Here is a 19,629-nt window from a genome sequence, read left to right on the forward strand (position 1 = left end):
TCAACGTTCCTGCGTGACCAATACCTACCCACCATACGAAGTTGGTAATATCCCAGGCCCAACCTACGGTTTTGTTTAATCCCCAGGTACCAATACCTGTAGAAATTGTGTAAACTATACATCCTACACCCCAAAGAAAGGCAACAAGGGCAATAGAGAAAACTATCCACCAGGATTTGTTAGCCCGTCCTTCAACCGGAGCAGCAACATCCACCGTCACATCGTGATAGCTTTTGTTCCCGGTAACTAGAGGCTTTCGTATAGGTGCTTCGTAATGAGACATATCCTTCTAATTGATTCTTAGTTATTCATTATTTTAAGCTTCGGTTGTATTTCTAACTTTCGTCTGGTACATCACGTTTGGTTTCGTACCTACATACTCAAGAAGATGATACATCCTGTCGTCATTTTTCTTTTCAAGAACTTTCGAGTCTTTGTTATTCACATCCCCAAAGACCATCGCACCTTTATCACAAGCAGCAGAACATGCAGTCTGGAATTCTCCATCTTCGATCGTTCTACCTTCTCTCTTCGCATCAAGAATGGTTTTCTGAGTTTTTTGAATACACATAGAACATTTCTCCATTACCCCTCTGGAACGTACAGTAACGTCAGGATTGAGAACCATTCTACCCAGGTCGTTGTTCAGGTGATAATCAAACTCATCATTCTGAGCATAATTGAACCAGTTGAAACGACGTACTTTATAAGGACAGTTGTTCGCACAATATCTAGTACCAACACATCTGTTATAAATCATTTGATTCTGACCCTGTCTACCGTGAGAAGTTGCCGCAACAGGACAAACTGTTTCACATGGTGCATGGTTACAATGCTGACACATTACCGGCTGGAATACAACCTGAGGATTATCTGCAGTAGATTCAAGTCTGTCGAAAGTAGACAATGAACCTTCTCCTTCTCGATCTCCAAAGATATAGTCTCCAAATCCAAGACCTGAAGCATCTTCTTTTTCCTCAATATCTTCCGTAAAGTTGTCTTCAGAAGAGAAGTAACGGTCAATACGCAACCAGTGCATATCTCTGGACTTTCTTACTTCCTCTTTCCCAACTACTGGAACGTTGTTTTCAGAATGACAGGCAATCACACAAGCACCACATCCGGTACATGCATTCAGGTCGATACTCAAATTAAAGTGAGGACCTGTAGACCTATCGAAACTTTCCCAGATATCAACTTCCGGAGAAGTTACTGGAGTTTCCTGGTGATCTAAAGAAACTTCCGGAACACGGTTCCATACGTGAGCATCTTTGGTATTAAAGATCTCAAGGGTAGTTTCCTTTATGATATCTCCACGACCCATCAAAGTATTATGAAGCTGAACACAGGCGAACTCATGAACACCCGGAGCCTTTTCTATTTTTACTTTCTGAACAGATCTGAAATCGTTATATAACGGATAAGCATTCACACCTGTTTGCATCTCTTCCTGAACACCGGCTTTTCTACCGTATCCAAGTGCAAGACCAACAGATCCTTTTGCCTGTCCTGGCATAATATAAACCGGAACATTCTGAACTACAGTATCACCCACGCTAACGTTCACATAGCTACCGTTAAGTCCGCCATTTGCAACATGTTCGTTCATAACTCCCATCGCCTCGGCATCTGCCTTAGACATGGTAATGTAGTTATCCCAACTTGCTCTGGTTAATGGATCTGGCATTTCCTGCAACCAAGGGTTGTTTGCCTGCTGTCCATCTCCAATCGCAGTATTAGTGTAAAGACTTAATTCAAATCCTTCACCGTCAAGATCATCAATGCTATAAGAAATAGCTGATGCGCTGCTTCCTGCTGAAGCCGGAAGAGCTACCGGTGAACTAGCTTCAAAGACACCATCATGAAGCACTTCGCTCCAGTTACGATCGCCAAGTCCGCCAGACCAGGTTTCCTGAATATACTCGTAGTAAGACTTATCATTACCTGTCCATTTCAATAACGTATCCTGAAATTGTCTGGTATCAAATAATGGTCTTATTGTTGGCTGCATAAGACTGAAAGCCTTTTCACTATACTGAATATCTCCCCAGCTTTCAAGATAGTGCGGAGTTGCAGCAACATATTTACTTAATTGAGAAGTCTCATCAGTTCTTGTAGTAAAATCAACTACAGTCTTCACTTTCTTAAGACCTTCTACAAAATCTTTCGAGTTTGGAAGGGTATGAACCGGGTTAAGACCAGCGATCATAAGAGCGCCAATACTTCCATTATTCATATCCTTAACTAGCTGAGCTACTTCACTAGCATTTCCCTGGCGAGTTACACGAGCATTCGAAGTATCCATAACCCGGCTTCCCAGAGCTTCGTTGATCTCCAATGCCCAGGCCTGTGCTTCCTCATCTGGAATTCCACACACAACCACAGCAGCACTTCCTGCTTTTCTTAGCTGTCTGGCAGCTTTCACTACTGCATCATCAAGCTTTTCAGAAAGAGCACTGGTAGAACCACCAGCGATATAACCTTTAAGAGCAGCCATTACAGCTTTTTGCTCAGATGGTTTAACTGGAACACGCTTATCTGCATTTGCTCCGGTCAACGACATATTCGATTCAAACTGAATATGACGTGACATTTTACCATTTTCAGGTATTCTGGTTTTTGCAAAAGCAGCATCAAAACCACCACCTTGCCAGTCACCAAGGAAATCTGCACCAACACCAACTACTGTTTCCACTTTAGAGAAATCATAGTGAGGTAGTGCGCGTCTTCCGTATTTAGACTGAAATGCATTCAATGCAGGATCTTCTGAAATAGTATCATACACCACGTGGCGTACATTACCGAATTTCGAAGAAAACTCCTGAATTAATTTTGTAGTTGAAGGACTGGCAAATGTTTGCGTAAGCAATACGATCTCACCATTCGCGTTTTCAAGTTCTGAAACAACCTGACGGTCGAATTCTTCCCAGGAAACGTTTCTTCCTTCAATCATTGGGCGTTTAACCCTTTTAGTATCATACAATGAAAGTACCGAAGCGTGAACACGAGCGTTAACTCCGCCCTTGAACTTCGAAAGATCATTATTTTCAATTTTTACAGGACGACCTTCACGTGTCTTTACCAACACACTGGCGAAGTCGAAACCATCAGCAATAGTTGTCGCATAGTAGTTAGCAACACCAGGAACTATCCTATCTGGCTGAACTACGTAAGGAATAGACTTTACCACCGGGCCTTCACAGGCAGCCAGTGATGCCGCTGCTGTACTGAAACCAACATACTTAAGGAAATCACGTCTTGAAGTTTTAGAGTCTGCAAGATTATCTTTATCCCCAAGAAAGTCCTCAATTGGGATCTCCTCAGCGAATTCCTTTTGCTGGAGCGTCTCAACAACAGAGCTTTTATCTTCCAGCTCTTCAACACTTTTCCAGTATTTCTTGTTTGATGACATATTATATCTAAATATTAGCTTCTTAATTTAAACCTGAACTTCAGGATTTTAGTAGTGACACTTACCACATTCTAAACCACCCATTTGAGCAGCCGTAAGCTCTTCTACACCATATTTTTTGGATAATTCTTCATGAATCTTTTCATAGTACTCATTACCCTCAATTCTGATATTCGTTTCGCGGTGACAGTTAACACACCATCCCATGGTTAGAGGCGCATTTTGATAAACGATCTCCATTTCTTCGATAGGACCATGACATTTCTGACATTCAATTCCAGCTACACTTACGTGCTGCGAGTGATTGAAGTATGCAAAATCTGGCAGGTTGTGAATACGAACCCATTTAACTGGTTTCTCTTCTCCAGAATAAGTTCTGGAAGCAGGATCCCAACCGGTCGCATCATATAACTTAGCGATTTCTTTATCGTAAAACTCTTTCGAGTATTCTTCAGTAGCCGTTTCAGGAGACACTTCAGCAATAGCCTTGTGACAGTTCATACAAACATTTAGGGAAGGAATCCCGGAGTGTTTAGAAACTCTGGCAGAAGAGTGACAGTACTTACACTCGATCTGATTATCACCTGCGTGAATTCTATGTGAATAGTGAATTGGCTGAATTGGCTGATAACCCTGATCAACACCAATCTGCATTAGGAAACCGTAAGAGAAGTACCCTACAGTAAGCAACACGAAGATTGACGTCACAACAAGAAGGAATTGATTCTCTACGAAAGATTGATATAAAGGTTTAGTTTTTGGCTTCTCCGGAATTGCAATTCCAGAAGCAGAAGCGAAATTTCTTAATGTTTTGTTTACAAGGAAAAGCACCACAAGAAGAAGCACCAGGACAAAAGCAAGAATTCCTAAAATGATATTTACAGAAACACCACCTGAACCTTCACCTTCACCTGACTGAGCTGCACCAGTAGTTGCCGCTGTTGGCTCTGGTTTAGGCTGCTCAACGTAAGCAAGAATATTATCAATATCACTCTCGGTCAATTGAGGAAAAGCCGGCATTGCCGTCTGATTCCATTCATTGTAAACTTCGTTAGCTTCAGCATCACCACTAGCGATCAAAGCAGCAGAATTCTGGATCCAGTCATAAAGCCACTCCATTTCATGTCTATCTGTCGCACCGCTTAAGGCAGGACCAATAGAATTAGAATAAGGTTTATGACAGGCTGCACACAATGAATTGAATAATTCTTTACCAGCAGCAGCATCTCCAAGAGAGGCAGCAGCTGCTCCAGCACCAGCATCAGTTTCGGCTGCCTGACCAGACTCAGCCTGAGCTGTAGTATCCTGCGCCGTCTGATCCTGCGCATGCGCGAACAGAGAAAATGTAAATAAGAAAGCTACGCTTAAGAGTAGTTGTCGCGAAATTGAATGGCGGAAAATCACCTTTTTCATATTTTAAGTTCGATTAACGTCTAAACTTTGGTACGGTTTTTACACTCAGTATTTTAGGGCTAAATACCTAAAAAGGTACCTTTAAATTCAGGCACAAAAGTAATACTTATAGACGATTCTAGGAATGTTAGATAAGTGTTAATGGGTAATTTATAATAGTTCTAAATAATATTTTACAAGCTGTTTAAGTTATTATATTTTACATTTGTCAAAAGACCACAAGCTATGAAAAAACCTAATATACAGTACTCATTTGCGATCGCAGCTTTTTTCCTTCTTTTTAATCTGAGTTCCAGTGCTCAACAGGCCAGTGTTGAAATTCAACAAAGCAAAAAGATCGACAAGCTCATGGAAGTAAAGAAAGAATTGAATGATAATAACAAGATTGGCGACCGCTTCGTGATTCAATTATTTTATGGAGATAATGGTGAAGCAAACGAAGTAATTCAAAAGTACCGGAATCTTTATGAATACCCCTCTAAAATCGCTTACGAAGCCCCCAATTATAAAGTTTGGGTAGGTAACTTTAGAAACAGACTGGAAGCAGACAGAGCGCTTTTAACCCTGAAAGAAGAATTTCCTTCAGCTTTTATTCCGAAGCCACAGAGGAAATAAGAATTTGAAAATTATACATTATAAAACGGCTCATTGAGCCGTTTTTTCTGTTGATAGCTCTTCGGAAACTGATATTTACAAACGACGCTACAAGATCAACTATTTATAGCTGAAGATTTCTCATATTTTAACCAATAATTCAGGTTTTTAATCAAAGTCTCTTTACCCATATTCCCAACTTTCTGAAAGAATTTGATTGGAATATATGGCAGTTTGCTGTTTGATCCATCTGCTTTTATTGGAAAAAGCTTTGATAGAGCTATAGTTTTCCTGATAACACAATGCATAATACTCAATACTGAATTGCCAATATATACTGTTGACACCACTAGCATAAAAAAAGCGGCTACATGAGCCGCTTTTCTTTGTTTGAGTATACTACTCAGTTTATTTTGATTTCAAGGTTTTCTTAACCTCTACTTCTCTAAATGCTTCTACTACATCACCTTCTCTAATGTCGTTGTAGTTCTTAACCTGAAGACCACAATCGTAGCCTTTCTTCACTTCTTTAACGTCATCTTTGAATCGCTTTAATGAAGCCAGTTCTCCAGTATAAACAACCACACCATCTCTAATAAGTCGTATTCCAGCACTTCTGTAAATAGTTCCTGCGGTTACCATACAACCAGCGATTGTACCAACCTTGGAAATCTTAAAGGTTTCTCTAATCTCTGCAGTACCAGTGATCTCTTCTTTAAGTTCTGGTGAAAGCATACCTTCCATCGCATCTTTAAGATCATTGATCGCATCGTAGATGATCGAGTAAGTACGGATATCAATTTCTTCCTTATCGGCCACCATTCTGGCGTTACCTGCAGGTCGAACGTTAAATCCTATAATTACCGCATCAGATGCTGAAGCTAACAGTACATCACTTTCAGTAATTGCACCAACTCCTTTGTGTATGATATTCACCTGAATCTCTTCCGTAGAAAGCTTCTGGAAACTATCTGTAAGCGCTTCTACTGAACCATCCACATCCCCTTTCAGGATTATATTAAGTTCTTTAAAGTCACCAAGTGCGATACGTCTACCAATTTCATCAAGCGTTATGTGACGCTGAGTTCTAACATTCTGCTCACGTTGTAACTGAGTTCTACGTGCTGCGATATCTTTTGCTTCACGCTCATCTTCCATTACTTTGAAGGTATCACCTGCCTGAGGAGCACCATCAAGTCCTAAAATAGACACTGGTGTAGATGGTCCGGCTTCTTTCACCTCATGACCACGCTCATCATGCATAGCTTTGATCTTACCACTATTTCTACCGGCAAGTACATAATCTCCAATCTTAAGAGTACCAGCCTGAACAAGAATAGTCGCAATATAACCCCGTCCTTTATCAAGGAATGCTTCCACCACGGTACCTTTGGCAAGTTTCTTAGGATTCGCCTTCAGTTCCAGGATTTCTGCTTCCAGAAGTACTTTTTCAAGTAATTCTTTTACGCCAGCTCCTGTTTTGGCGGAAATATCATGTGACTGAATCTTACCACCCCAGTCTTCTACAAGAAGATCCATCTGGGCAAGTTTCTCTTTAATCCTTTCTGGATTTGCCGTTGGCAAATCAGATTTGTTGATCGCGAAGATGATCGGTACTCCTGCAGCCTGTGCGTGAGAAATCGCTTCTTTTGTTTGAGGCATCACATCATCATCTGCCGCAATCACAATGATCGCGATATCTGTTACCTGTGCACCACGAGCACGCATCGCCGTAAAGGCTTCGTGACCAGGAGTATCCAGGAATGCGATTTTTTGTCCACCATCAAGCTCAACTCCGTAAGCTCCGATATGCTGAGTGATCCCTCCACTCTCACCGGCAATTACATTCTCTTTACGAACATAATCCAGTAAGGATGTTTTACCATGATCCACGTGACCCATTACAGTTACAATAGGAGCTCTGGTTACAAGATCTTCAGGGTTCTCTTCAACTTCTTCAACAGTTTCTTCTACATCTGCTGTGGTGAACTCAACTTCATAGCCAAATTCTTCAGCAACGATAGTTAATGTTTCAGCATCAAGACGCTGATTCATGGTTACCATCATTCCAAGTGACATACATGCTGAGATAATCTTAGTTACCTGCACATCCATCATCGTTGCGACTTCACTTACAGTAACGAATTCTGTTACCTTTAAGATCTTATCATCAGATTCCTGCTGTGCAAGATCATCTGCGGAACGTTGCCTGTGTTCGTCTCTTTTCTGTCTTCTATACTTAGCCCCTTTACCTTTGGAAGACTTACCCTGAAGTTTCTCCAGAGTTTCACGTACTTGTTTTTGTACTTCTTCTTCGGTTGGTTCTTCTTTTGTAATAGGTTTGCTTCTTGCTCTTCCGCCTTTTTTAGCAGCTGCACCACGCGGACTGTTACCTCCACCACCTTTTACATCTTTACTGATGCGGCGACGACGTTTCTTACGCTTGTCCTTTTCATCCTTAGATTCGGTTTTCTTCTCGTCTTTCTTCTTGACAGGTTTCTTGAACTGTGAAAGGTCGATTTTCTTACCGGTGAAGTTAGGTCCGTCGAGCTTCGTGTAATTGGTCTTGATCGTATCAGAACCTTCTTCGGTAGCGTCTGGAGCATCAGGAGCTTTTTCAGTTTCAGCTTTAGCCTCTGTTTTCACTTCTGGCATAGCTTCTTTTTTAGCAACTGGAGCTTCTTTTTTCTCAGCAGGTTTTTCCGCAGGAACCTCTTTAGGCTTCTCTACAGATTTTGCTGGTTGTTCTTTTTCTTCAGTAGTCTTCTCCGCTTCTTTGACAGGTTCAGCTGGAGTTTCTTTTACTTCTTCAGTTTCTTCAGAGGATTCTTCCGCAGGAGTTTGCGCTCCGGGCTTTTTGTCCAGGTCTATCTTACCAACCGTTTTAGGACCGGCAAGCTTGGCTCTGGAAGTAGAAACTTCTTCTTTCTTCACCTCTTCAGCTTTACGCTTTTCCTCTATTTCCTTGCGAAGTTCCTCCTTCTCCTTCTTTCTCTCTTCTCCTACTTCTTTGGAAGCAACCTTTTTACTCTTATCGGTTTGGAACTCGTCAGAAAGCACCTCGTAGATTTCTCCCGAGATCTTGGTAGTTGGACGTGCATCAATCTCGTAGCCTTTGGAAGTAAGATATTCCACAGCCCTGTCTAACGAGATATTGAACTCACGTAGAACTTTATTTAATCGCGTTGTTTTCGCTTCTGCCATAAATTGCCCTCTAAATTAACCTCTTTTAATGTATTCTATATTAAAAAAATATTATTCTTCAAATTCTGAGCGAAGAACCGACATAACGTCTTTGATGGTTTCTTCCTCAAGGTCTGTACGACGCACAAGATCATCAACATCCTGTTCCAGTACAGCCTTTGCAGTATCCAGACCAATTTTCGAAAATTCGGCAATCACCCAATCTTCAATTTCATCTGTAAACTCTTTTAACTCCACATCTTCTTCAACACCTTCTCTGTAAACATCGATCTCATAACCGGTTAACTGCCCGGCCAGTCTAATGTTGTGACCACCTCTACCAATGGCTTTGGAAACTTCTTCCGGCTTCAGCATTACCTCAGCAGTTTTAGCTTCCTCATTCATTTTAATGCTGGTTATCTTCGCAGGGCTCAGAGCTCTTGTGATGAATAACTGCTCATTATTGGTGAAATTGATCACATCGATGTTCTCATTTCCAAGCTCACGAACAATGCTGTGAATACGAGAACCTTTCATTCCCACACAGGCACCTACAGGATCGATCCTATCATCATAAGAATCTACTGCTACTTTCGCTTTTTCACCAGGTACACGAACAACTTTTTTGATAGTAATCAAACCATCGAACACTTCAGGGATTTCCTGCTCGAATAACTTCTCAAGGAAACCTGGTGCGGTTCGGGACATGATAATGGTAGGCTTGTTACCTTTTAACTCCACGCTTTCAATGATCCCGCGTACGTTTTCTCCTTTTCTAAAGAAATCTGATGGAATCTGGCGGTCTTTAGGAAGCACAATTTCATTGCCCTCGTCATCAAGGAGAATGATTGCTCTGTGCCTTATATGATGAACTTCTGCAGTATAAATCTCTCCTTCAAGATCTTTAAACTGCTTATAAATATTCGTGTTATCATGCTCATGGATCTTAGAGATCAGGTTTTGACGTAATGCCAAAATAGCTCTTCTTCCAAGGTCAATAAGCTTCACTTCTTCTGAAACATCTTCACCAACTTCAAAATCGGGTTCGATCCTTCTGGCCTGAGCAAGAGAAATTTCCCTATTGGAATCTTCCACTTCACCATCTGCAACAACGATCCGGTTTCTCCAGATCTCAAGATCTCCTTTATCAGGGTTTACAATAATATCAAAATTATCGTCTTCTCCATACTTTTTCTTCAAAGCATTTCTGAAAACGTCTTCCAGGATCGCCATAAGCGTAACCCTGTCTATAAGCTTATCATCCTTAAATTCTGAGAATGATTCAATCAACGCGATATTTTCCATATCAATTTGTGATTAAAATGTTATTTTAACTTTCGCTTCCACAATCTCATCATAAGACAATGTTGCCTCTTTATCAACTGTGACCTTCCCTTTACCTACCGGCTTGGGCTCCCTGGCTTTCCAGGCTAGCTTGATCTCTTTTTCGTCTGCAGCCAGAAGATCTCCTTCAAATTTATCATTTTCAGTTTTCACTCTCAGCCTGCGACCTATGTTTTTCCTGTATTGCCTTGGTAAGCTCAAAGGTTCAGAAACCCCTGCAGAAGTCACTTCCAGCGAAAAATCTTCCTCTTCCCTGTCAAGATTATGCTCGATCCCGCGACTTACTGTAATACAATCATTTACTGAAACTCCCTCATCACCGTCTATGACGATCTTTATGTGATTAGCGGAGTTTATGTCAAGGCTTATTAAGAATAAGTTCTTATTCTCTTCAAAGACCTGCTCTGCTAATTTTTCTACTTTATCCTTCAGCATATGTTTATAAAAAGAGGGGACTTCTGTCCCCTCGCTGTACCAAAATTTTAGTTTCAACGCTGCAAATATAGCAATATTTTTCAAGTATAAAAACGCCAGAGGAAATGAAATATTCTTCGTAAATTTAATAGAGACTTCACCTTCAATCTATTACTTCAAATTATGAAAAATATTCTAGTTCCCACCGATTTCAGCGATCAGGCCGAAAAAGCTCTTAAAGTCGCTGCACAACTGGCCCGAAAATTCGACAGTGAGATCTATTTGCTCCATATGCTGGAGCTACCCATGATGTTGATCGACCCGGTACATGGCAGTAGCCAGAATGTTCCTGAAGCCTTATTTTTTATGAAGCTAGCGCATCAAAGATTTTCCAGATTAAAGATGGCAGACTATCTTGAAGGAATAAAGGTGCACGAAACCGTTCAGTTTCACCGTGCTTTTGAAGGTATTATTGAAATTAGTCAGGAGAATAATTGCGAAATGATCGTGATGGGTTCACATGGTGCCAGCGGCTACCAAGAAATGTTCATTGGTTCCAATACAGAGAAGGTCGTGCGTAATTCTGAAATTCCTGTACTGGTCATCAAAAATGAAATTCCTGACTTCAGAATTGAAAATTTCGTGTTCGCTACAGATGCTACTTCAGATCAAAAAGACCTGCTTTCCAGGGCCATGAAATTTGCCCGGGCAATCGATACGCAAATGCACCTGTTATTTGTAAACACGCCTAATGACTTTTTGAGCACTGCGGAAGCTACTAAAAGAATACTGAAATTTACAGAAGAATATCCGGAGCTGGAAACCAATATTCATATATATAATGATATAAGCGTTGAAAAAGGTATTCTGAATTTTGCACGTAAGCGAGGAGCAGACCTGCTTGGAATTGGAACGCATGGTCGTAAAGGTCTCGCACACTTTTTCAATGGAAGCATTAGCGAAGACCTCGTCAATCATGCCAACAGACCGGTAGTAACTTTCAAAATTTAAATAAATGCTTTCAAAGCTCCATTTTTGATCATATTCCAGAGATAGTTCCAGAAAGATTTAGTTCTGTCCCTTTCTACAGCAATATCTTTATGATTCGCTTTACTATTCTGCGCTTTATTCTTCACGATAAGATTCGCCAGTGCAGATACGACTTTGTTCTTCTCTTTTCCATCCTTCTGTAATACTTCGATCTTAAAATCCTTATACTCCAAGCGCATATCACCGTTAGCCTTGTAAGGTCCACCTGCGAAATTAAAGAACATATCTTCAATTTCTCCATGTGCCTGTACATTCATGGCGGGCTTCATGAATTCATTGATCTGTTCCGCAGCGATCCTGCCAAGTTCCCCGCTTATATTAAAACGATCCTGGGTATCAGCAATATTAAAACTCCAATTCACATCCAGAGATGCCGTTTCCATAAAATCTGCCTGAGCCTTTATCACGGTTTCCGGAAAATCCTGCTTATCAAGATTCACATTGGATATCTGGCTTATTTGAAAATTCATATTAGAAAAATCTACAATTCCCGGCTCGCGATCTGCATGAATCTTCTCTTCGTACTTGAGATACCCGTTCGTAAGACTTATGCTATCAATTTGCAATAGCACAGGCATTTCCCGAAGCATTTGACTATATAAAGGCTTAATACTATTGTCATCTGGCTGTAACTTATCCCTGTAGATCACAAAATTGAATTGATCTATATGTGTGAGAGAATTTCCAATTTTCAGGCTGTCATTTTGCAAACTCCAGGTGAGCCCCTGAATCCCGATACTATCGATCTCCAGATCATACCAGTCGGTTTCTTTACTAATATTCTGCTGATGCTCATTTCTGGAAAACTTCGGTTTCAGCTGGAAATCGGTAATCTTCACATCGTCATTCCTGATCACAAGGTCGCCAACATACAATTTCTGAAGATCATTAAGATCATAATACAAGCTATCAATATTCAGAAGGATAAGGTCATAATTAAATGGCACCGATTCCTTTAGAGAGGTTGAATCAATTCGCACCTGCTCCATACTAATATCACGCAGTTTTGAGTAAAATCTATGATTGGAACTATCTTTTTCAAAGATCTTCAGGCTCCCCCCGGAAACTCTAACCGACTTGATCCTAATCTTATTTTTAAAACTATTCTGTTTTTTAGAAGTGGACGTATCCTTCTCTTTCTTCGGAAGTTTAAAGATCTTCACTTCAAGATTGGAAATTCTTAGGTCCCCAATAACGATATTCTTGTTAGTCAAATACTCAAGAATCTCGATATCATTTAATCTGATGGTATCAACTTTCAACATTTTACCGCGAATACTAATGGCAGCATCGATTACTTCCGCAGAACGATTTAAAAGCTTCACATCGACCTTTTCATACACCGCATTTGCAGAATCCAGATTTTTCTCGATTCCTTTCTTGATCTTACTCTCCAGAATGTTGTTCGCGATCACTAAAATAAGAGCGAGAACACCAATTGCGATCAAAACTCCAATAGCGATTTTGCATGATTTTTTCAATTTACCAGGATTTAGGTGAGCCAATTTACTATTCGGCAGGCATGATTCTGGCTGAATTAAGAATATTTAACTTAAAAGATTGTGAGCCAGAAGTTACCAAAGTTAAATATTCGTCAAACTTATTTTTAAACTTTCAACCTAAGCTTATTGCGCGTTATATTTGTAGGGTAATAATTAGAAAAAAATGTTTTTAAAGGTCGGTGTAAAAGTTTTATTTGTAATGGTCGAGTTATTTCTCGGGTTTTACAGTCTTGTAATCAGTGAAAGTTTGCTGGTTAAATTTATATTTTTCGTAGTAACTGCTGCGATCGTCGCCTTTGGAATTTTGAAAACGATTGATAAAGTCTTACCAACTACTGGAGAAATGCTCCAGTTAGGATCGGAAGATGAAGAATAATAATTGAGAAAGAAGAATTAAATCCGTTGATTTGCATCAACGGATTTTTTTTGTTTTAAACTCAACCAATTTAATTAGCATGAGGCTCGTTTGTCTTGCAGACACTCATAATTTACATCATCATTTACCCATTCCCGAGGGCGACGTGCTTATTCATGCCGGCGATTGTACAGATGGTGGCACTCGGAATGAAACCAATAATTTCCTGAAATGGATGAGTGATCAACCTCACTCCTACAAAATCCTAATACCAGGTAATCACGATTTTTATTTTGAAAAGAAGGAGTTGTTAAAAAGCATTCCCGAAGGCATCAAAGTACTCCTCGATCACGAATTGATTATTGAAGGAACAAAATTCTGGGGCTCACCCGTTACTCCAGGATTGGAGAACTGGGCATTTAACAGAGAAAGAGGTCTGGCCATGCAAAGGCACTGGAACAAGATCCCTGAAGATACAGATGTACTAATCACTCATACTCCTCCATACGGCATCATGGACCAAATTGCTTCTGGAGAACGTCTGGGATGTGAGGAATTGTTGAAAACATTAGACTTCGTTCAGCCGAAAATCCATTTGTTTGGACATATTCATTACTCTTCAGGCTACCTCAAACGGAACAAAACTTCGTTTTACAATCTCTCAATTCTTGATGAAGCTGGCAGTATCATGCGTTCACCGATGATTCTAGATCTATAATCTAAAATTTTTATAAACAAATTTTCGCTAAGGTTAAAAATTTATTAATAAGGGAAGTATTAGATTTTTATTAACAGCTTTTAGCCTGTCTAATAGTAATTTAGCAATTGTTAATCATACAACAATACACCTATCAATACTTTCATAATGAACAATTTTACTACCCCGGAGTTAATAGATGAGGTTAAAAATCTTATTTCATACAGTATTTCAAATAAGAATCTAGAGTCCTCGAATTTTCAGTTAATGCATAGAGCCATCGTAAAAAAATATTTCGAAGCTAAGAATGTGCAGATCAACTATGATGAGCAAACGATCGAATTACAATTACCAGTTGGCCATAAAAAATATACAAACATTACTTTTGAGTGTATGGACCTGGAAAGATTTTTACAATCCTGTCTTAAAAAGGATGAAAAAAGCATCTTTTTTTATGAGACTATTCTTTCTCATTACAATATTACTTCAGCAGCTTAGTAAAAATTCTTCAAGTATCTATAAAGTTTCGGTCCCTACACCGAACTTTTTTATTTCTGACTCCCTCCTATTTCTTTAAGCTTATCTACATTCAAAGGTTTCGATAGAAAACCTGCCAACTTCGGAAAATTCTCAAAACGTTCTTTATCTGAAAATGCGATCGACGAGGTCACGATGTAAATCTTTGTATGATCGTAAACTTCCGGAAATTGAGATTGCAAAGCCTCCAGAAACTGCCAGCCATCCATTAAGGGCATATTAATATCCAGTAACATCACTGAAGGTAAATTCTCTTTATTGTTACTATAGTACTTCAATGCCTCCTTTGGAAACTGGTAATATTCTGCCAGCCTGAAAGCGCCAGATTTTTCAATGTACCGGCTAATGATCATTTGATAGACCTCATCATCGTCTATCACTGCTATCTTATCTGTCATTTAAAATAAACTTTAAAAGTCGTCCCTTCTCCCGGCGTACTCTCCACATCAACCGAACCTCCCATAGCCTCCACCTGGTTTTTTGTAATGAAAAGACCTACACCACGACCGTCTTTTCTACTGGAAAAAGTTTTATAGAGTCCGAAGATCTTATCACCATAAGCATCCATATCTATCCCAATTCCATTATCCTCCACTTCAAGCACCCATCGCTCATTTTTTAGATAGCCAGAAATAATAATTTCCGGAGTCCTGGATTTATCGGTATAAAGAAGCGCGTTGGTAAGGAAATTTAATAATACGCTTTCCATATAAGCCGCGTTAAAGGAAACCTCCATCTCAGCCGGAACTTTATTTCGAATTCTAGCCTCCTTCCGGTTGATTTGCGGAATTAGAATTTCCAGTGTATTTTCCAGCATGTCCCGCACATTAATTTTTTGAATACTAATATCCATATTTGTGCTAATGGAAACCACATCATTCAAATCATGTAAAGACTGGTCAAGATTCCCCGATACTTTCTGAAGCAATTCTATATACCGATCCTTTTCCTCTACTGAATCTTCTTCAGTATACAATTCCAGAATAGACTGCATATTACTGGCATGAGAGCGTAGATTGTGTGAAACTATATAAGCAAAGTTTAGCAGACGTTTATTCTGCTCCATCACCAGTTCATAAGATTTTACAAGGTTGAGTTCCGCCTCACGCTTTTCTGTAATATCCCGAAGGTTCACCACGAATCCATTCACATTCTGAACCTCCAGCATATTGGTTAGCGTCGCATTTACCCAGAACCAGTGGTCTTCCGCATTTTTTACCCGAAGGATAATATCGGCAATGGGTAGGTTAGGTTTCGTATAAGAGTACTCGATCTTTTGTCTTAAAAGGTCATGATCATCTGGATGAATATAATGTAAAACTCCATGGGCGGTAAAATCAATCTCTTCATATTTGGAGACCTTAGCTAGTGAAGGAGAATAATAACGAACACTATTTTCTGTATCCACGATAAGTATGATCTCATCACTATTTTCCACGAGGGCCCGGAATCGGTTCTCATTATCGATCAACAACTGCTTTGTCTCCATCCTGGCAGAAATATCTTCGATAAGTGCAATCTGCGAAGTTGCCTGCTCTCCTTCCGCCCATAAAGGCGAAACACTTAGATTTATCCAGATGATTTTTCCATCGCTTCTAATAAGGCGTTTTTGTAGACTGTATTGATTGATCTCATTATTCCTGAGTTTTTCCATCAGCTCAATATTCCTTTCGTTATCATCTGGATGGGTAATATCGATATGTGATTTACCCACCAGGTAGTCTTCAGGATAACCTAGTAATTGCTGAAATTTCTTATTGGTTTCAAGGATGATCCCGGTGTTGGTATCAAGACGGGCCATCCCGATAGCCGCCTGGTTAAAGATCGTTCTAAAACGCTGCTCACTTTCAGCCAGTTCTCCTGCCTGCGACTTCATGCGCTGCTGCATGATCACAGGACGTTTTAAAATCTGATAGATTATATAGGCAACCGCTCCCCCGAAAAAAATGATAAGCAAAGCAACCGGAATAAGTCTTAAAAATGGCTGATGTAGTGACTGCGGAATAATATATATCCGCCATTCTCCATCTGGCAGAGTGATCACTTCGGAATAACTTTCGTGAAGATCTGGTCTGGATTTCAGAAAAAATTCTTCTTTTTCTGAAACTGGGTTAATTTTAGAAAACTGAAATTGATAGTCATCGCCAGATAATTCTTGTATTCCAGACTGATGCATCAAATTATCAAACTTTATGATGACGGCAACAAAGCCCCAGAAGTCATTTTTTATAAATACAGGTAATCGTCCAACAACGGCAAGACCACCCTGTTTCAGTTCGAACGGACCAGCGAAAAACATACGTTTACTTTCGATCGCTTCCAGGGCTTCCTGATTTCGGGTAGCATCTTCAAGAATATTATAGTTAATAGCGTCCTTATTCTCCTCAAACGGATATACTTTGGTAATAACGCCATCGGGTACTATCTGTATCGCATCAATATTTGGGTTGTTATCTACCAGCTGAGATGCAATGAGCTCAAAATTGTCGATCTCACCTTTTTCGTCGATCTGCAATGCCAGTGAAAGAGCTGCCGAATAACTGTATTTAAGAGATTGGTCGATGTTCTGGGCTACCACATCAATCATGGAAGACATTTCAGTTTGCCTGTCGTCTACCAGGATCTGGTAACGCTGCCACAGCATAAAGAACCCCAAGATCACAAGCACCAGCGCACTAACCAGAGAGATCAGTAAAAGCTTCAGGTTCAAACCTGGCGAGGTAGGGTTATGGTTAGTTTTTGACATTCAGTGGGTTCAGGCCTGTTGAACGAGACTTTGAAATGTTTAGATCCAAATATAGCTAAATATGTATAACTTATTCAGTACAGAAATATAGATATTGAGGTATAAAAAAACCCGGCGGATAGCCGGGAATATGTAAGCAGGGTTATAAGATTACCAGAACATGGCCTTACCTCTTATCTTATCCCAGAAACTTGTTTCCTCCTGACCGTAGACATAACCATATTTGTTACCATAGCCAAAGTTCGATAATTCTACATCATTCAGCACAAAACCAACATCATGTAATTTGCCATCTCGTTTGGCATCCAGTGCAAACTCCTGTAATTTTTTCTCGGTGTATCCAGCTCTTACCATATATAAAGTAAGGTCTGCAAATTTATTGATCAGGAAGGTATCTGCTACTAACATAGATGGCGCTGTATCTACAATAACATAGTCGAATCTAGTCTCCAGTTCTGCAAACATCTGGCCAGATTTGTCCAGTCGCCACAATTCTGCCGGGTTCGGCGGGATACTACCTGAAGCTAACAGACTTAAATTAGAGTGTAATGCAGACTGCTTAATAAGACCATCGAGACTATGCGAGTTGTTGATCAAATAATCACTTACTCCAAGCATACTTTTGGTCTCAGCTTCGTATCGCTGTAGTTGAGGATTTCTAAGATCACCTCCAACGATCACTACTTTTTTCCCGGTATTGGCAAGGGTTACCGCCAGATTGAATGCAGCAAATGTCTTACCTTCACCTTTTACCGTCGAAGTAATAAAGATCTTTACACCGGTCTTTTTATCTCCATTACTGGCAAGTAGATATTGCAAATTGGTATGAAGTATTCTAAAAGCTTCTGCCAGTATAGACCTGTCACTCTTATTATCAATAAGCTCTTTATCCCCTCGTTTGACTTTTGGTATCTCTCCAACCACAGGAATTTCTTTGGCAGCTTTATCAAGATCTGCACGATTCTGAATTTTATTATTTAACAGTTGACTTATATAGATGATAAGAAATGGGATCAACATTCCCAGGATCAAAGCCGCAAGCAGGATGATCTTCGGTTTTGGGGAGACCGGTTGATCTGAGCTGTAAGCACTATCAACGATCTTTGCTTTTGGTGCTGTTACCGCAAGACTCAATGAATTCTCTTCTCTCTTCTGAAGTAGAAAAATATAAAGTGATTCCTTTATATTCTGTTGCCTCTCTATCCCTCTGTATAACCTTTCTTTTCCTGGAACTGCTGAAATTTTTGAGCCTATCACGGCACTCTGTCTGTTCAGATCCTCCTGTGCAATCTTTAAATTATCCCGCATGCGTTGTAAACTCTGAAGTACATTGCCTTTAATCTGATCGATCTGGCTACTCAGGCGAACCACGATAGGGTTCTTAGCCGTAGATCCACTAAGAATACGGTTACGTTCCAGTACAAGATCATTATATTCCTGAATACGCTGATTGACACTTTGCTCAGAGATCCCTAGATTCGCCGGTAAAAGATCACCTTCAGATCCATTACGCAAATACTCGATCATGGCATTGGCCAGCTCTACCTGAGTACCCATTTCTTGCTGACGCTTGTTAAATTCGCTCGCATTCTCTATAAACAAACTGGACTCTGCCTGGATATCGGTAAGTTGATTATCCTGTTTGAACTCCTCTTTCCCGGTTTCCACACTATCAAGTTCTTCATTGATAATGGATAAACGCTCATCGATGAACTTCGCAGTATTACGGGCAACCAGATTTTTATCTTCGATCGCCTCACGGTTATATTCCAAAATCAATTGATCAAGAATATCTCTGGCCTTCGCTTTTACAGGATCTTCAAGAGACAATTCAATCAGGCTGGAATTTTTGTCGGTTAAATTCACCATCACTTTAGTACGATAGGCTGAGGCTACTCCCTCGATAGTACTAAACTGGATCTTAAGGTCTGAAACTTCAGAAGCTCCTCCATCCTGAGGATTCAGTACAATAGTTGCGAAACCAACATCTACCGGTACACCTGGTTTGGCTTTAAAGGTTTTTCCACTTCCAGAATTTGTAAGTAGAAATTCATTAGTACTCTGGCTAACATGAAACTGTCTGAACTCAGAATCCGGAAGATCTTTTAATTTCTGCTCATCCATTTTCAGGATTTGGACAAGCACAGGAGAATTCAGATATATTTCCTTCGCCGGGATTCCGGTTTCATCGATATACTGAACATTTAATTGTAAGGCCTTTACCACTTCGGTCATCATACGGCGTGACTTCAGGATCCCGATCTCATTCTCGATACTATTTGTACCCATTCCGGAGAGCAGTCCAAGATCTACAAAAGCCGACATTTCAGAAGAAGGACCTTTACTATCCTCATCCTTGATAATGATACTCGCTGTGGTGTT

General features: G+C 40.1%; 14 protein-coding genes and 1 pseudogene. 5 read left to right on the plus strand and 10 right to left on the minus strand.

The window, feature by feature from the left end:
- The 3 genes and pseudogenes from QZ620_RS08860 to QZ620_RS08870 form a co-directional block, all read right to left on the minus strand.
- A pseudogene (locus QZ620_RS08860) lies at window positions 1-283 on the minus strand (molybdopterin oxidoreductase); the annotation flags it as partial.
- A gap of 33 nt (window positions 284-316) precedes the next feature.
- Entirely contained in the window at window positions 317-3,412 is a 3,096-nt protein-coding gene (locus QZ620_RS08865) for a TAT-variant-translocated molybdopterin oxidoreductase (RefSeq protein ID WP_295180851.1), read from the minus strand.
- 48 nt (window positions 3,413-3,460) lie between these two features.
- Complete coding sequence (locus QZ620_RS08870; RefSeq protein WP_295180853.1) at window positions 3,461-4,825, minus strand: c-type cytochrome; 1,365 nt, start codon at window positions 4,823-4,825, stop codon at window positions 3,461-3,463.
- Window positions 4,826-5,050: 225 nt separating this feature from the next.
- On the opposite strand from QZ620_RS08870, the gene QZ620_RS08875 reads away from it, so the two are divergent.
- Entirely contained in the window at window positions 5,051-5,440 is a 390-nt protein-coding gene (locus tag QZ620_RS08875; protein ID WP_295180855.1) for an SPOR domain-containing protein, read from the plus strand.
- A gap of 387 nt (window positions 5,441-5,827) precedes the next feature.
- Here QZ620_RS08875 and infB read toward each other — a convergent pair whose 3' ends face one another.
- From infB to rimP, 3 genes are read right to left on the minus strand one after another with little or no spacing between them, the layout of a single operon-like run.
- Window positions 5,828-8,623, minus strand: a complete 2,796-nt coding sequence (infB, locus tag QZ620_RS08880) for a translation initiation factor IF-2 (protein ID WP_295180857.1) — start codon at window positions 8,621-8,623, stop codon at window positions 5,828-5,830.
- 51 nt (window positions 8,624-8,674) lie between these two features.
- Window positions 8,675-9,907: a transcription termination factor NusA gene (gene nusA / locus QZ620_RS08885; RefSeq protein ID WP_295180859.1), complete on the minus strand. Its 1,233-nt coding sequence runs from the start codon at window positions 9,905-9,907 to the stop codon at window positions 8,675-8,677.
- Window positions 9,908-9,919: 12 nt separating this feature from the next.
- The gene (gene rimP / locus QZ620_RS08890) at window positions 9,920-10,381 is read right to left on the minus strand and encodes a ribosome assembly cofactor RimP (RefSeq protein ID WP_295180861.1); all 462 of its coding nucleotides are present in this window, start codon (window positions 10,379-10,381) and stop codon (window positions 9,920-9,922) included.
- A gap of 162 nt (window positions 10,382-10,543) precedes the next feature.
- Here rimP and QZ620_RS08895 point away from each other — a divergent pair, with 162 nt between their 5' ends.
- On the plus strand, window positions 10,544-11,371 hold the full coding sequence (locus tag QZ620_RS08895) for a universal stress protein (RefSeq protein ID WP_295180863.1): 828 nt from the start codon (window positions 10,544-10,546) through the stop codon (window positions 11,369-11,371).
- Here the strand turns inward: QZ620_RS08895 and QZ620_RS08900 are convergent.
- A complete protein-coding gene (locus tag QZ620_RS08900) occupies window positions 11,368-12,891 on the minus strand; it encodes a hypothetical protein (RefSeq protein ID WP_295180865.1) in 1,524 nt (507 codons plus the stop codon). The two genes, QZ620_RS08895 and QZ620_RS08900, sit on opposite strands and share 4 nt — an antisense overlap.
- A gap of 184 nt (window positions 12,892-13,075) precedes the next feature.
- Between QZ620_RS08900 and QZ620_RS08905 the strand changes: the two genes are divergently transcribed.
- The 3 genes from QZ620_RS08905 (at window position 13,076) to QZ620_RS08915 (ending at window position 14,462) form a co-directional block, all read left to right on the plus strand.
- The gene (locus QZ620_RS08905) at window positions 13,076-13,288 is read left to right on the plus strand and encodes a hypothetical protein (protein ID WP_295180867.1); all 213 of its coding nucleotides are present in this window, start codon (window positions 13,076-13,078) and stop codon (window positions 13,286-13,288) included.
- Window positions 13,289-13,367: 79 nt separating this feature from the next.
- Window positions 13,368-13,985, plus strand: a complete 618-nt coding sequence (locus tag QZ620_RS08910) for a metallophosphatase domain-containing protein (RefSeq protein WP_295180869.1) — start codon at window positions 13,368-13,370, stop codon at window positions 13,983-13,985.
- 147 nt (window positions 13,986-14,132) lie between these two features.
- Window positions 14,133-14,462, plus strand: coding sequence for a hypothetical protein (locus QZ620_RS08915; protein WP_295180871.1), 330 nt, complete (start codon window positions 14,133-14,135; stop codon window positions 14,460-14,462).
- 50 nt (window positions 14,463-14,512) lie between these two features.
- Here the strand turns inward: QZ620_RS08915 and QZ620_RS08920 are convergent, their stop codons facing one another.
- The 3 genes from QZ620_RS08920 to QZ620_RS08930 form a co-directional block, all read right to left on the minus strand.
- Window positions 14,513-14,899 (minus strand): response regulator, encoded by a 387-nt coding sequence (locus tag QZ620_RS08920; protein WP_295180872.1) that lies wholly within the window; start codon window positions 14,897-14,899, stop codon window positions 14,513-14,515.
- Window positions 14,896-17,247: a PAS domain S-box protein gene (locus QZ620_RS08925; protein WP_295180873.1), complete on the minus strand. Its 2,352-nt coding sequence runs from the start codon at window positions 17,245-17,247 to the stop codon at window positions 14,896-14,898. The genes QZ620_RS08920 and QZ620_RS08925 overlap by 4 nt, the downstream gene beginning before the upstream one ends.
- A gap of 150 nt (window positions 17,248-17,397) precedes the next feature.
- On the minus strand, window positions 17,398-19,629 hold a 2,232-nt coding region (locus tag QZ620_RS08930; RefSeq protein ID WP_295180875.1), incomplete at its 5' end, for a polysaccharide biosynthesis tyrosine autokinase.

This window comes from uncultured Christiangramia sp. (assembly GCF_913046405.1).
GTDB classification, from domain to species: Bacteria; Bacteroidota; Bacteroidia; order Flavobacteriales; family Flavobacteriaceae; genus Christiangramia; species Christiangramia marina.